The organism is Micromonospora musae, assembly GCF_003626545.1.
GTDB lineage: Bacteria > Actinomycetota > Actinomycetes > Mycobacteriales > Micromonosporaceae > Micromonospora > Micromonospora musae.
The window spans coordinates 382,148-395,333 of the sequence record NZ_RAZS01000001.1; the positions used below are offsets into that span (position 1 = coordinate 382,148).

At 72.7% G+C, this 13,186-nt stretch carries 13 protein-coding genes and 1 pseudogene; 4 read left to right on the forward strand and 10 right to left on the reverse strand.

Annotated features, from left to right (window positions below):
- Positions 1-37: 37 nt before the first annotated feature.
- The 7 genes from D7147_RS32840 to D7147_RS01800 all read right to left on the reverse strand — a co-directional run bounded on the left by D7147_RS32840 (position 38) and on the right by D7147_RS01800 (position 4,855).
- Positions 38-865: a SigE family RNA polymerase sigma factor gene (locus tag D7147_RS32840; RefSeq protein ID WP_233562869.1), complete on the reverse strand. Its 828-nt coding sequence runs from the start codon at positions 863-865 to the stop codon at positions 38-40.
- Positions 866-966: 101 nt separating this feature from the next.
- Complete coding sequence (locus tag D7147_RS01780; RefSeq protein ID WP_120673472.1) at positions 967-1,842, reverse strand: PH domain-containing protein; 876 nt, start codon at positions 1,840-1,842, stop codon at positions 967-969.
- Positions 1,843-1,848: 6 nt separating this feature from the next.
- A complete protein-coding gene (locus D7147_RS32575) occupies positions 1,849-2,007 on the reverse strand; it encodes a hypothetical protein (protein WP_007455302.1) in 159 nt (52 codons plus the stop codon).
- Between the two features lie 116 nt (positions 2,008-2,123).
- Positions 2,124-2,822 (reverse strand): DUF6758 family protein, encoded by a 699-nt coding sequence (locus D7147_RS01785; protein ID WP_325050628.1) that lies wholly within the window; start codon positions 2,820-2,822, stop codon positions 2,124-2,126.
- Between the two features lie 125 nt (positions 2,823-2,947).
- Positions 2,948-3,571, reverse strand: coding sequence for a TrmH family RNA methyltransferase (locus D7147_RS01790; protein WP_120673943.1), 624 nt, complete (start codon positions 3,569-3,571; stop codon positions 2,948-2,950).
- 52 nt (positions 3,572-3,623) lie between these two features.
- On the reverse strand, positions 3,624-4,139 hold the full coding sequence (locus tag D7147_RS01795; protein WP_120673474.1) for a hypothetical protein: 516 nt from the start codon (positions 4,137-4,139) through the stop codon (positions 3,624-3,626).
- A 200-nt stretch (positions 4,140-4,339) separates the two neighbouring features.
- Complete coding sequence (locus D7147_RS01800) at positions 4,340-4,855, reverse strand: MaoC family dehydratase (protein WP_120673475.1); 516 nt, start codon at positions 4,853-4,855, stop codon at positions 4,340-4,342.
- A 551-nt stretch (positions 4,856-5,406) separates the two neighbouring features.
- Between D7147_RS01800 and trxA the strand changes: the two genes are divergently transcribed.
- From trxA to D7147_RS01815, 3 genes are all read left to right on the forward strand, one after another.
- Complete coding sequence (gene trxA / locus D7147_RS01805) at positions 5,407-5,769, forward strand: thioredoxin (RefSeq protein ID WP_120673476.1); 363 nt, start codon at positions 5,407-5,409, stop codon at positions 5,767-5,769.
- 194 nt (positions 5,770-5,963) lie between these two features.
- A complete protein-coding gene (locus D7147_RS01810; RefSeq protein WP_120673477.1) occupies positions 5,964-6,404 on the forward strand; it encodes a hypothetical protein in 441 nt (146 codons plus the stop codon).
- Positions 6,401-7,495 carry an HTTM domain-containing protein gene (locus D7147_RS01815; RefSeq protein ID WP_233562870.1) on the forward strand — a complete coding sequence of 365 codons (1,095 nt, stop codon included), beginning with the start codon at positions 6,401-6,403 and terminating at the stop codon, positions 7,493-7,495. Before D7147_RS01810 ends, D7147_RS01815 begins: the two co-directional genes overlap by 4 nt.
- Positions 7,496-8,191: 696 nt before the next feature.
- Here the strand turns inward: D7147_RS01815 and D7147_RS33475 are convergent.
- From D7147_RS33475 to D7147_RS01830, 3 genes and pseudogenes are all read right to left on the reverse strand, one after another.
- Positions 8,192-8,695, reverse strand: a pseudogene (locus tag D7147_RS33475) (hypothetical protein); the annotation flags it as partial.
- The gene (locus D7147_RS01825) at positions 8,692-10,548 is read right to left on the reverse strand and encodes a dynamin family protein (protein ID WP_120673479.1); all 1,857 of its coding nucleotides are present in this window, start codon (positions 10,546-10,548) and stop codon (positions 8,692-8,694) included. The pseudogene D7147_RS33475 and the gene D7147_RS01825, both read right to left, overlap by 4 nt.
- Before the next feature lie 119 nt (positions 10,549-10,667).
- On the reverse strand, positions 10,668-11,579 hold the full coding sequence (locus D7147_RS01830) for an IniB N-terminal domain-containing protein (RefSeq protein WP_120673480.1): 912 nt from the start codon (positions 11,577-11,579) through the stop codon (positions 10,668-10,670).
- Between the two features lie 303 nt (positions 11,580-11,882).
- Here D7147_RS01830 and D7147_RS01835 point away from each other — a divergent pair, with 303 nt between their 5' ends.
- Positions 11,883-13,181 (forward strand): Hsp70 family protein, encoded by a 1,299-nt coding sequence (locus tag D7147_RS01835; protein WP_120673481.1) that lies wholly within the window; start codon positions 11,883-11,885, stop codon positions 13,179-13,181.
- Positions 13,182-13,186 lie beyond the last annotated feature (5 nt).

A 13,186-nucleotide genomic window follows, 5' to 3' on the forward strand; every position in this document is an offset into this window, starting at 1 on the left:
GCCGGAGCCCCGCTCAGGTTGTCACGCCGGGAGGAATTCACCCCTGCTCCCCGGCGGCGACACCGGCCGGCGCCGGCACTGCGGAGAGCTGGGCCACGACGGGGCCCGGGTCGGCGTCCCGTGGCGTCGGGAGCCGCCGCGCCACGACTGCCGGCTGCTCGTCTTCGCTCCCGGTCGCTGCGACCGGTCCCGGCTCGTCGGCGCTCGTCGGGCCGGCCGGGGTACCGGCGAGAACGGCCGCCGCCTCCACCGGATCGGCCGCGGTGACGAGTGGCCCGGCCTGTTCGAGCCGGGCCGGCAGGCCGCCCGAGCGGGCTGACCGGCTCGGCCGTGCCGGTTCGGCGGCCCGCTCGCCGGCAAGGTCGAGCGCCGCCTCGGCGCCCATCCGGCGGCGCAGCGTGGCCAGGGCGCGCGCGGTCTGACTCTTGACCGTTCCGGTCGAGATGCCGAGCAGGGCGGCCGTCTGCGCCTCGGACATGTCCTCGTAGTAACGCAGCACCAGGACCGCTCGCTGCCGGTTGGGCAGGGCGCGCAGGTGCCGCCAGAGCAGGTCCCGGTCGAGCTGCCGCTCGACCTCGTCGGCGCCGGCCCGCTCCGGGAGCACCTCGGTGGGGCGCTCCCCGTGCCAACGCCGACGCCACCAGCTGGTCGAGGTGTTCACCAGCACCCGCCGGGCGTACGGCTCGATCGCCTCGATCCCGCCGAGCCGCCGCCACGCGAGGTAGGTCTTCGTCAGGGCGGTCTGGAGGAGGTCCTCGGCGGTGGCCCAGTCACCGGCGAGCAGGTACGCGGTGCGCAGCAGGGCGGCGGAGCGAGCCGCGACGAATTCGCGGAACTCCTCCTCCGACTGGTCCCTGCCGCCCACTGGACACCTCCTGAAAGCCCGGACCAACCAGGCTGCCATGGGCAGGTGGGCCGGGGCGAGACCCGAAGGTGTGCAGTTCATCCCATGTTCGGGGGAAACTGTCAGGCGCCGTCGTCGGCCTTCGCCTCGTCCGCCTCCTTGCCGAGCCGAGCCTCGACCGCCTGCGGCTCGTACATCTCCTCGACCACACGCAGGTAGAGCTCGTTCGGGTTGGGCAGGTTCTTGATCTCCCGGAGCGCCTGCTCCTGGCCGGCGGACTCCAGCACGAAGGTGCCGTAGTTGAGCGCACGGCCGGTCGGGGTCTGTTCGTACTTCATGTCGGTGACCCGCACCAGGGGCATCATGGCGACCCGCCGGGTGATGATCCCGTTGACCACCATCACCCGCTTGTTGGTGAGGATGAAACGGTCATACCACCAGTCGGCGACCCGCCAGGCCACCCAGCCCATCACCGCGAACCAGAGCAGCACCGCGACCGTGGTGAGCGCGCCGACGTCCTGCCCGGCGAGGAAGCCGGAGAGGTAGCCGAGCACGAACGTGGCCGCGATGCCGATGAGGATCGGGGTGGCGAGGTGGATCCAGTGCCGCTTCCACTCGCCCCGGTAGCGCTCGGTGGGGAAGAGGTAGCGGGCGACCAGCGAGCTGGGCTCGTCCTCCAGCGGCAACACCCGTCGAGGCGTGTTGCCGGCCGCGTCGGCGCGCAGCCCGGCCAGCTCGTCCTCCGAGATCACCGGCTGCTGGTAGCCACCCTCCGGGTCGCGGATCCAGGACCGGCCGGATCGGCCTTCCCCCGCGTAGCCGGGGCCGTCGCCGTAGCCGGCGTCGTCCGAAAAGGAGGGACCGTCCGAGAGGCCGGCGCCGGATCCGTAGCCGGGACCCTCGTCCGGAGGGACCCGTGGGATGGGCTCCGTGTCGCGTTCCCGCCGCTCCCGGTCGGGATCGTCGGGGTCGAACGGCGGACCGGGGGGGCTGCCCATCGGCGGTCAGGCCACCAGGCTGGTGAAGAAGTCGCCGAAGCCTTGGGCGATGTCCATGATCCCGCCGCCGAGCGACTTGAACACGTCCGCGGCGGAGTTCGGCCGGTACGCAACAAAGAAGATCAAGAATGCGATACCGGCCCAGGTGAGGACCTTCTTGACCATGGCGGGCCATCCTCTCGCGCGGCGCCGGGTCCCATTACCGCAGCGGCACCCAGAGTATCAGTGTGGTGTCGTACAGTGAATATCTGCGTCCGTTCTCCGTCATTCCGGCCGGCTTGTCAAGCCCTCCCGTGCAGATACGGAGATGGTGCGCCGTACACGAGTTCGGGGGGAGTCCACTCGGTCAGGTCGTGCAGCACGACATCCTCCGCGAGCAGGTGCCCCGCACTCGCCGGCCAGGCTATCGCATGGAGCCACAAACCCCGAGCCTCGCCGGCGTACGCGCTTCGATCTGCGGGAGAGCTCACCAGCCACAGTGGAGTCGGGTGCCCGGCCACCTTGATCCGGGCCTGCCCGACGTGCTCGGGGTGGCCCGGTCCGGGGTCGCTCAGCGCCTCCGCCAGCTGCGGTCCCGGATCGGGCCCGGCGATGGCGGCGAACCGGTTGCCCAGCCCCACGCCCGGCTCCTCGGCGATGAAGACCAGGTCGGCCGGGCCACCACCGAGCGGGGCGGGGCCCGCGCAGGCCACCGCCGTGGCGCGTACGCCGCTGCGGTCGTCCCCCGCGTACGCCACGCCGGTCATGGTCCAGCCGCTCGGCAACGGCCACGGGCACCACAGCGGCGTGCTCTGCCGCCCGGGCGGGTCGGCGTCGGCGACGATCCGCTCCACCACGCTGGCGACGATCTCGGCTCCGACGTGCTCGGGCACGTGCAGCGGCGGCACCGGTCCGCACCGGGCGCACCGTGATTCGGAGTGCATGAGGTCGGGTGGCCGTACGGGCCCACCACAACGTGGACAGCTGACCGCGACACTCACCTCTCCACCGTCACCCCGTACGGCGACGCCGTCAAGCGGAGCGGCCGCATCCGTCCCATCGCGACAACGGAGGGCGTGACACGCCGAGCCGCGTCACCCGGACGTGGGCGCGGCGAGCGGGCGGGTCACTCCGGGGGCGCTCCGGCGTGCGTCCGGATCCAGGCGTGCATGGCGATGCCGCTCGCCACCCCGGCGTTGATCGACCGCGTCGAGCCGTACTGCGCGATGGAGTAGACCTCGCCGCAGGCGACGCGCGCCGGCTCGGAGAGGCCGGGCCCCTCCTGACCGAAGAGGAGCACGCAGCGACGCGGCAGCGTGGCGGTCTCCAGCGGACGCGAGCCGGGCAGGTTGTCGATGCCGACGACCGGCAGATCTCGGGCGGAGGTCCAGGCCAGGAACTCCTCGATCGTCTCGTGGTGCCGGACGTGCTGGTAGCGGTCGGTGACCATCGCGCCGCGCCGGTTCCATCGCCGCCGCCCCACGATGTGCACCTCGGCGGCGAGGAAGGCGTTGGCGTTGCGGACCACCGTGCCGATGTTGAAGTCGTGCTGCCAGTTCTCGATCGCCACGTGGAACTGGTGGCGGCGCCGATCCAGGTCGGCGACGATCGCTTCCCGGCCCCAGTAGCGGTAGCGGTCGACGACGTTGCGCCGGTCCCCCTCCGCGAGCAGCTCGGGGTCGTACCGCGGGTCGGTCGGCGGGTCGCCCGTCCAGGGGCCCACGCCGACGTCGAGCTGGTCACCGGTCACGATCACCAGAGCGTACGGGTGCCGGGCCGGCACCAGCGGGCGGGTGGGCGGTTCAGCGCAGACCGAGCGCGTCGCCGAGACGGTCCAGGAAGCGCAGGTCGGCGGGGGCCGGCGGCTCCCCGACCGGCCGCACCTGACCGGGCGGGGGCACCCGGCAGACCCGGGCCGCGACGGACTGCGCCCACTGGCGGTACGCGGCCGAGTCGGCGGGGTCGGCGCGGCGGTCGAGCACCCGCACGGCTTCCCGGCAGGCGGCGAGGAGGTCGACCAGGTCGGTGTCTCCGGCGCCGGCCACCGGCTGGCCGTCGGGCCGGGCGTAGATCGTGCTCACCACCGCACGGACGAGGTCGCTGTCGAACGAGCGACCGGCCGTCAGCGCCTCCAGGCCGGCGAGCCCTTCGCTCAGCCCGCGGCGCGGCCGGCCCGGACCGGGCGCGGTGGCGGCCACCAGGATCCGGGCGGGCAGGCTCGTGAGCAGGTCCCACTCGGCGGCGGAGTAGACGGCGGTGGTCAGCGGTGCGGCGCGGCGGCCGGCAGAGGGCGGCTCTCCGGCGACGGAGTGGCTCATGCCGCCGCTCCGCTTCGCTCCGCGGCGCCATGAGGCACCGACGCGCTGAGCCTGCTGGTTCGCTCGCTGCGCTCGCTCATCGCGGGACCTCCGGCGTCAGCATATGCCCCGAATCACGAAAAGAGCCCCTTCCCCACCAGAACCTGGGGAAGGGGCGAGCCGACAGGTGTGCGCCACCCGGGCCGGCACCGCGAGATCGGTCAGCGCGGCTCGGGGAAGCTCGGTCGCTCCGGGTCCACGCCCTCGGGCACGTCGCTGAGGGCGTACTCCCGCTTGGGGACCATCACGCGGCGGCGGAACACGCAGATCAGGGTGCCGTCCTGCTTGTAGCCGCGGGTCTCGACCGAGACCACGCCCCGGTCCGGCTTGGAGGCCGACTCGCGCTTGTCGAGCACGGTCGTCTCGCCGTAGACGGTGTCGCCGTGAAAGGTGGGCGCGACGTGCCGGAGCGACTCGACCTCCAGGTTGGCGATCGCCTTGCCGCTGACGTCGGGGACGGACATGCCCAGCAGCAGCGAGTAGACGTAGTTGCCGACCACCACGTTTCGCTTGAACTGGGTGGCCGACTCCGCGTAGTGGGCGTCCATGTGCAGCGGGTGGTGGTTCATGGTGAGCAGGCAGAACAGATGGTCGTCGTACTCGGTGACGGTCTTGCCGGGCCAGTGCCGGTAGACCGCGCCGACGTCGAACTCCTCGTAGTAACGGCCGAACTGCATCCTGGTCCCCTTCGACGGGCGGCGATGGAGTTCGGGACAGCATGCCTTACCGATCGATAAGGTGCCGCTCACGACGGGGGCCAGGCGGAAATGTCACACCGGCCACATCCGGGGGGAGACGCAATGAGCGGCGGGGCCCTCCCCGGCACCCGCCGCCCACGCTCTGATGTGACAGATTCTGCCGTACGCTCGTCCGGTTCGAACAGAGAGCCAGATCACATTTATTCTTTTGTTACAACACTCTCCGTGTTCGTACGGACCCTCGGAGACGATCTCTGCAGTAGAGATACTCCTTGTCAAGCCCCCACTTCCCGATTCGTGTCGGTCAATCACGCGAACTCCCCCGGGAACGCTCCCATCACGCTTCGTCACGCAACTGCGACATGCACTTGCGTTCCGCAGGGCGGACACTGACAGACGCGGGTCGATGACCCGCCGTACGCCGACCGGCCCGGGCGGGTGCCCCGTTTCGACACCCGACGAGCGGGAATGCGATGCGGTCCACCCTGGTTCTACGGGGCGTACGTATAGCGCGCTGATCGGAGACTTCAATGGCAACCGTCGAGCTGACCACGGCGAACTTTGACGAGATGACCGGCAAGGACGGCATCGTCCTCGTCGACTTCTGGGCCGACTGGTGTGGCCCGTGCAAGCGGTTCGCCCCCGTCTACGAGCGCTCCTCGGAGAAGCACGAGAACATCGTCTTCGGCAAGGTCGACACCGAGGCGCAGCAGGAGCTGGGTGCCAAGTTCGACATCCGGTCCATCCCGACCATCATGGCGATCCGGGACGGCGTGATCGTCTTCGCGCAGCCCGGCGCGCTGCCCGAGTCGGCGCTGGAGAACCTGATCGAGCAGGTCGAGGCGCTCGACATGGACGACGTCCGCCGGCAGCTGGCCGAGCACAAGCACTGAGCCGGTGGTAACCGGTTCGACGGCCGGGCCCCCACCAGGGGAGCCCGGCCGTCGGCCTGTCTGCCGGCAGTCCGCCGGCTGAGCCCGGCTGGTCGGCGCGCCTGTCGAGCACGGCGGGTCGGCCCGCCGGTCGAGGGACCCTGACCGTCGGAGGGACCCATTTCGGCCCTTCCTTCCCGTAGGGTCACGATCCGATGGAGACCTTGACCCGCCGGGGACGGGCGGCCCGGGTCGGCGCGACGGCGCTCGGCCTGGCCGTGCTGTTGACCGGCACGCTCTGGGGCAGCGACGACGACTTCCCGTTCGGCCCCTTCCGGATGTACGCGACGTCCAACCCGCCGAACGCGCCCGCCCCGGACACCCGGGTCGAGGGCGTCGACCGCACCGGAACCGTGGTGAGCCTCGGCGAGGACGCGACCGGCCTGCGCCGGGCCGAGATCGAGGGCCAGCAGAGCCGGTACGTCGCCGACCCCGCCCGGCTCGCCGTGGTGGCCGACGCGTACGCCGAACGGCATCCGGACGCGCCCGCGCTGGCCGAGGTCCGCATCGTGATCCGCTGGATCGGCATCGAGGACGGACGCCCGACCGGCCGGTACACCGACGAGACGGTGGTCAGCTGGCAGGTGCCGGCATGATCCGCTGGTTGACCGAGCCGGTGCCGCGCGGCCGAGTCGCCGCCTTCCGCACCGTGATCTACCTCTTCGTCGCCGCCGACCTGATCTTCTTCACCCCCTGGGTACGCACCCGGGTCAGCGTGCCCGGCGAGCTCTACCAGCCGCTGCTGGCCGGTCGGCTGCTGCACCTGCCGACGCCCACTCCGGAGCTGGTGGCGGTGATCTTCTGGGCCCTGCTGGGGCTCGCCCTGCTCGCGGCGACCGGGCGGGCGCCCCGGCTGCTCGGCTGGTCGGTCTTCGCGCTCTACCTCGAGTGGATGATCGTCGCGATGAGCTACGGCAAGGTCGACCACGACCGGTTCGGGCTGCTCGTGGCGTTGGCCGTGCTCCCCACCGTCGGGCGGGCCCGGCACGGCGACCCCACCCGTTCCGAGGCGGCCGGCTGGGCGCTGCGGGTCACCCAGATCGCCGTCGTCTGTACGTACTTCCTGGCGGCCTGGGCGAAGCTGCGCTTCGGCGGCCTGGACTGGCTGACCGGCTCGGTCCTCGCCCGGGCGATCATCCGGCGCGGCACGGAGCTGGCGGACCTGATCGCACAGGTGCCCTACCTGCTGATCGTCGCCCAGTTCGGCATCATCGCCTTCGAGCTGGCCAGCCCGGTGGTCTTCCTGCTACCCGCCCGGTGGCGGTCGCTGACGGTCGGCTTCTTCTACTCGTTCCACCTGGTCACCTTCGCGACCATCACCATCTCGTTCGCGCCGCACCTCGCGGCGATGACCGCCTTCCTGCCGCTGGAGCGGGTCCGGCCGATCCACTGGCTGCGCGGACTGCGGCGGTCCGGATCACCGGCCGCCCTCGGCCAGCTCGGCGAGCATCCCCTCACAGCTGCGGACGACGACCTGCGCCCCGCGCCGCTGGGCGAGCCGGAGCAGGGGGTCCTCGGCCCGGTCCCGCCAGCGCCACTGGGCCTCGGCGGCGGCCTCCCAGAGCCGCCGCACGTCGGCGTCGTGCTCGACCCCGAGCCGGGTGGCCAGGCCGACCCCGTCCCCGCCGACCAGCCGGCGCGCCTCCGCGGCAACCTCGGCGTCGAACCCGAGCCGGGTGTCGCGTAGCGCGGCGAGCAGCCGCAGCTCCCGGAACTCGTGTGCCCCGGCGAGGATCTGCTCGACGGTCGCCAGCAGCTCGGCGGTGCCCCGCCCGGGTTCGGCCCGCAGCAGCGCCTCGACGGCCGCCAGCGCCGAGCGGGACTTGAGCGTCTCCCGGCGATCGACAAAGAACCGGCCGACCGACTCGCGCAGCTCGGCCAGGCCGCTGCGGCGGATCAGCTCGCCGGAGAGGGCCGCCCGGCCGTCACAGCCGGTACGCACCAGAGTGGTGGCGAGCCGGACCCCGAACAGCCCGAGCCGGTCCAGCAGCCCCACGCGTACCTCGGCGTCCAACGGCACCGGCAGCTCACTGCGCAGGAAGCGGTCGGCGGAGAGCAGGTACGCCTCCAGCTGTGGCCTCGGCACCGCGGCGAGTTGGGCGAGCGCCGCGAAGTCTGACTCGCTGAGCACCCGGCCGGCGAGCCCGATCAACCCGCTGCACGCCACCACGGTGACGCCGAGGGCGTTCACCCGTGGATCGCGATGCTGGCGACGGGCGAGCTGGCGGGCGCTGAGCAGGGCGTCGATCTTCCCGCCCCCGGTCTCGTCGGCGCGGGCGAGCACCACGATGGTGTTGATCGGGGCGGCCTGCCCGACGGCGCTGTCCCGGCCGGACTCCAACACCCGCAGGTCGGTGCCGCGGCCGTCCCGGGTCAGGTAGAGAACCGCGTCAGCGTCCCGCAGCACGCGGTCCATCACCGGCGACCGACCATCCTCCACCGGGGCGGTGATCGCGGGAGTGTCGAGGAGAGTCACCTGCCGCAGCGCGCGGGTGGGCCAGCGGACCACGATGTCGCGCAGCTCGCCGGCCCGCCAGCCGACGAGGTCCACCCGCATCCCGGTCGCCGACTTCACCATCGTCAGCTCCTGCGGCGGCTGGTCGGCCGAGTACGCGGTCGCCCGTGGCTGCGGGCCGTCCTCGTACCAGGTGAAGACGGCACTGCCGTCGGCCCCGGCCACCGGCGCGACCTCCTCGCCCATCATCGCGTTGAGCAGCGTCGACTTGCCGGCACGCCAGGGGCCGGCGATCGCGACCCGCAGCGGCTGCTCCAGCCGGGCGAGCTGGTGCCGCAGGTGGCCGGTGGCCCGGGGATCGTCCCGGAACAGCTCGAGGGCCTGGTGCAGCAGCCCCCAGACCGCCTCGTCCAGGCGGAGCCCGACGGTCATGCCCGCGGCTCCAGCGGCGCCGCCGCCGGCCGGCCCGCGGTCAGCTGCTGGGCCTGGTCGTAGAGCGCGGCCAGCCGGGTCATCTTCAGCTTGATCTCCCGCTGCCGCTGGTCGCGGGCGGCCGCGTCGGTGTCGGCCGCCTGCTTGGCGGTACGCAGCGACTGCACGATCGCCTCCTGCAGCTCCTCGGTCAGCGCGGCGAAGTGGTCCCGCAGCATTCGCTGCACCTGACGGGCCGTGTCCCGGCAGTCCTTGACCACGCGTACGAAGTAGTCGTCGACGTGGCGCTGGATGGCGGTCTTCGCGGTGGCCTGCCGGCGGCGCAGCAGTTGCTTGCTCTCGTCGCGGATGCTCTTGCCCCCGAAGAGCGCGCCCGCGCCGATCGAGACCGGGTTGATCATCGGCATGCCGGCGAGGGTCATGGCCAGCCCGAACATCAGCAGGCCCCCGTACGAGCCCTTCATGCCCGTGATCACCTTCTGGCTGACGGTGAAGCGGTCGACGTTGGGCTGTTCGATCTCCGGCGTCCGGCCGGCGAGGTCCTCGGGCACCGTCATCGACCAGGGCGGCAGCACGTCGTAGCCGTACCGGGCGAAGTGGCCGGCGACCCGGCGGGCGACGAAGTCGCAGCGCTGGGCCAGCCACTCGTGGTTGGCCTCGGCCGCCTCGGTGAGGTTGCGCGACAGCCACTCCTGGAAGGTGTCCCAGGCGACCAGCGGGTCGGCCGTGTCGAACGCGTCGTCGACCTCGCGCAGGATCTGGCGGGTGCGTTCGCGCAGGTCGTACTCGATGTCGGAGAGCAGGTCGGCCATCTCGTCGTTGAGCGTGTTCTGCCACCGCACGGAGCAGCGGCGCAGCTCCTCGACCTCGCGTTGGGCGGCGTGCAGCCGGGACATCGGTCCGGACTGCTCCTCGGCCTGCTGGCTCTCCAGCTCGGCGCGCAGCGGCGCGGCGAGCTGCTCGACCACCGTCCGGGCGGCCAGGCCGACCGTGGCCCGCGCCAGCACGTCGGCCTTGCCGGCCAGGTCCCGGTGCAGCCGGGCGACCAGCGCGGGGAAGCCCGACTCGGCGTTGAGGTCTCGGTCGTCGGCGGCGGCCGCGCGCAGCCGCAGGGCCGCCGAGACGGGGATCAGGGCCGCCGGCACGCCGGCCTCGGCGAGGTGTCGCTGGTTGCGTTCCGCCACCGCCCGCCAGTCCGGCACCAGGTCGATCTTGGTCTGCACGACGAGCACGTTCGGGTGGGCGCGGGTGACGTGCAACAGCACGTTCAGCTCGGCCACCGAGAGCTCCCGGGTCGAGTCGGAGACGAGCAGCACGGCGTCCGCCCGGTTCAGCGCGGCGACGGAGGCCACGCCCGCGGGTGTGCCGATCTCGTCGGCGCCGGGAGTGTCCACGAGGACCAGCCCGGCGCCGAGCAGGGCGCGCGGGAGTCCGATCTCGACATACGCGGGACCACCTCCGGGCCGGCGGCCGTACGAGCCGGCGACGCCCGCCGGAATCTGCTCCACCGGCACCGGGGTCCGCTCCACGGTGCCGGGCAGCGCCGTCCCCGGTGACCGGCCCGGTGTCGGCGGTGGCACCTGGACCACGGCCGCCGCCGCGACCTCGGCGTGCTGCACGACGGTCGGCAGAACCGTGGTACGGCCGTCGCCCACCGGACAGACCGGTGCGTTGACGATCGCGTTCACCAGCTGGCTCTTGCCCTGGTTGGGCTCCCCGATGACCAGCACCCGCAGGGTCGGATCGAGCAGCTGCGCGCGCTTCTGCCGGACCGCCTGGAGCAGATCGCCACGTCCGTGTTCGCGGCACGTACGGGCGATCTCGTCCAGCACGTCGAGCCAGATCCCCGCCATCACCGCACCAAGTGTGCGGATTTCGGCTCAATTATCAAGAGGGGGGCGGAAGAAGGGGGAAGAAGATGGAGGGCCGGGCCGCCACCGCGACCCGGCCCTCCTGCTCCGACCGAGGGAGGTCAGAGCAGACCGTCGGTGATGCCCAGCAGACCGCCGCCGTGAGACGCCGAAGCGTCCCCGTGGACCCCGGCGTCGCCGGTCACCCCGTCGGTGACGCCACCGGTCACGCTGCCCACCGTGCCGGTAACGCCAGAAAGAAGCCCATCCACCTGGTGCGTCACACCGCCCACCGTGCCCGGCACGTCGACCGGCGGGACGACCCCGCCGCCGCCGTGCAGGCCCAGCCCGCCCAGGGTGTCGCCGACGCCGAGCGAGTCGACGAGGCCGTCGACCTGGCCCGTGGTGCCGGAGAGCGTGCCGCCCAGCAGGCCGTTCGAGCCGCCGAGCAGGTGCTCCGGGGTACCGAGCAGGCCGTGGTCGGTCGCGTCGAGCACCGTCGTCGGGCTGCCGAGGGTCCCCGTCACGTCCCCGACCACCGGGTCGGCGACGGAGTCCACGGCACCGACCACGTCGGCGTCGAGGGTGTGGGCGACGTCGTGCACCCCGGTCAGGTCGGTGCCGAGGCCGCCGGGGCCGACGCCCAGGCCGATACCGGGCAGCACCGTCACCCCGGCGGCGACCGACGTCGGGTCGACCGCGATGGCGCCCAGCACGCCGGCCTTGACGTCCACGCCGTTGTAGCCGTTGGTGACCGAGATCTGCTGCGCCACCTGCTGCAGCTGACCGACCACATCGGTCGCGTCGGTCACCAGCGGCTCGGCGCCGAGCTCACCGAGGACCGGGGCGACCGGGGCGAGCCCCTGCACCGGCGCGTAGTCGACCACCAGCGGCACCACGTCCTGCACGTCCGCGGCCGTGATGTCGGTGAGGCCGGCGGCCCGCAGCGCACCCTCCGGGTCGAGGTCGAACGCCGACCGGGCGTCGACGTCGGTGAGCAGGTTGAGCACGAAGTCATGCAGGGTCTGGTCCATGTGCCGCTTCTCCTCGGATGTGGGCGTCGGCGACCGCCGCTCGTCGACAGCGACGCTATGACCACCCTGCGGGACCGGGCATCGGGGAACGGCCCGCAATCCGTGGTGCCCGGTTAGGGTCTTTTCCGCATCGTCCGTTAGGGGGAGTGGGGGAATCGGGGCGGCCAGATTTAGGGTCCCGATGCCGGAGCGATCTCTGGTACGAACGTAGGAGCCCACGGGGATTCGCCGGGGGTGGGTCGTTCACCCCGTGGGAAACCCGCGGTGCGGCGACCGGCCGACTCCGGCGAAGGAAGAAGGCGCATGCCGTACGTCCTGGGGATCGACATCGGGAGCACGACCACCGCGGCCACCGTGGCCCGGCGCCGCGGCGCCAGCTGGGCCCGTCCCGAGACGGTCGCACTGGACACCGGCGCCGCCACCGTGCCGTCGGTGCTGCACCTCGGCGTCGACGGCACGCTCGTCGTCGGGGAGTCCGGCACCGACGACGGCAGCCGGACGGCGCGGGGATTCCTCCACCGGGTCGGCGACGACGTGCCGCTGCTGCTGGCCGGAGAGGCCTGCCCACCGCACCTGCTCACCGCAGTGCTCGCCACCTGGGTGGTGGAGCGGGTCCTCGCCCGGGAAGGGGAGCCGGCCGACGCCGTCGTGCTCAGCCACCCCGCCGGCTGGGGACGGCACCGCCGCGAACTGCTGCACAACTCCCTCTGGGAGCTGGGCATGTCCAACGTGACGCTGCTGCCCCGTACCGTCACCGTCGCCGAGGGCCACGCCGCCCGGGGATTCGCCGGCAGCACCGCCGTGGTGTACGCCCTCGGCGGGGAGAGCTTCGAGGCCGCCCTGGTCCGGCGCAACGCGCACGGCCGGTACGAGACCCTCGGCCTCCCGCAGGGGCTGGACTGGATCGGCGGCTCCGACTTCGACGAGGCGCTCGCCGAGCACGTACGGACCACGCTGGCCCGGGAACTCGCCGCCGCCGGCCGCCGGGAGACGTACGCGACCCTGCGCGCGCTGCGGCCCGAGTGCGAACGGGCGAAGCGGGAACTGACCGTCGGCACCGAGACCGACGTACTGCTCAACCTGCCGGCCGGACCGACCCGGGTTCCGGTGACCCGGGCCCAGTTCGAGGAGATGATCCGCCCGGCCGTGCAGGCCACAGTGGATTTGCTGCTGCGCACCGTGCTCTCCGCCGGCCTGCGCGCCGCCGACCTCGACGCGGTCCTGCTGACCGGCGGCTCCACCCGGATCCCACTCGTCGCCGAGCTGCTCACCGCCGCCCTCCCGGTGCCGGTCGAGGTGGAGCCCGATCCGCAGCTGACCGCCGCCACCGGCGCGGCGTTGGCCGCCTGCCAGGTGGTGTCGCCGCGGCCGCGACCGTCCGAGCCACCGCGCGCACCCGCCCCCACCGCGGACGCACGCCACGACGTCGTACCCGGGCCGCACCGGCATCCCGGCCCCGCAGTGCCTGCGCCCCGACGCCCCGACCACGACCGGATGCACCACGCCGAGCCGCCACCCCGGCCCCCGATCCGGATCACCCCGCTGGAGCTGCCGAGGGCGTCGCGCCTCGTGCTGTCCCGGGGCCGGGGACGCGAAGGATGACCCCG

Bases quoted from the DNA above. Each gene is read 5' to 3' on its own strand.
- D7147_RS01780 (WP_120673472.1), bottom strand. From the start codon at position 1,842: ATGGGCAGCCCCCCCGGTCCGCCGTTCGACCCCGACGATCCCGACCGG.
- D7147_RS32575 (WP_007455302.1), bottom strand. From the start codon at position 2,007: ATGGTCAAGAAGGTCCTCACCTGGGCCGGTATCGCATTCTTGATCTTC.
- D7147_RS01795 (WP_120673474.1), bottom strand. From the start codon at position 4,139: ATGAGCCACTCCGTCGCCGGAGAGCCGCCCTCTGCCGGCCGCCGCGCC.
- D7147_RS01800 (WP_120673475.1), bottom strand. From the start codon at position 4,855: ATGCAGTTCGGCCGTTACTACGAGGAGTTCGACGTCGGCGCGGTCTAC.
- trxA (WP_120673476.1), top strand. From the start codon at position 5,407: ATGGCAACCGTCGAGCTGACCACGGCGAACTTTGACGAGATGACCGGC.
- D7147_RS01810 (WP_120673477.1), top strand. From the start codon at position 5,964: ATGGAGACCTTGACCCGCCGGGGACGGGCGGCCCGGGTCGGCGCGACG.
- D7147_RS01815 (WP_233562870.1), top strand. From the start codon at position 6,401: ATGATCCGCTGGTTGACCGAGCCGGTGCCGCGCGGCCGAGTCGCCGCC.
- D7147_RS01825 (WP_120673479.1), bottom strand. From the start codon at position 10,548: ATGGCGGGGATCTGGCTCGACGTGCTGGACGAGATCGCCCGTACGTGC.
- D7147_RS01830 (WP_120673480.1), bottom strand. From the start codon at position 11,579: ATGGACCAGACCCTGCATGACTTCGTGCTCAACCTGCTCACCGACGTC.
- D7147_RS01835 (WP_120673481.1), top strand. From the start codon at position 11,883: ATGCCGTACGTCCTGGGGATCGACATCGGGAGCACGACCACCGCGGCC.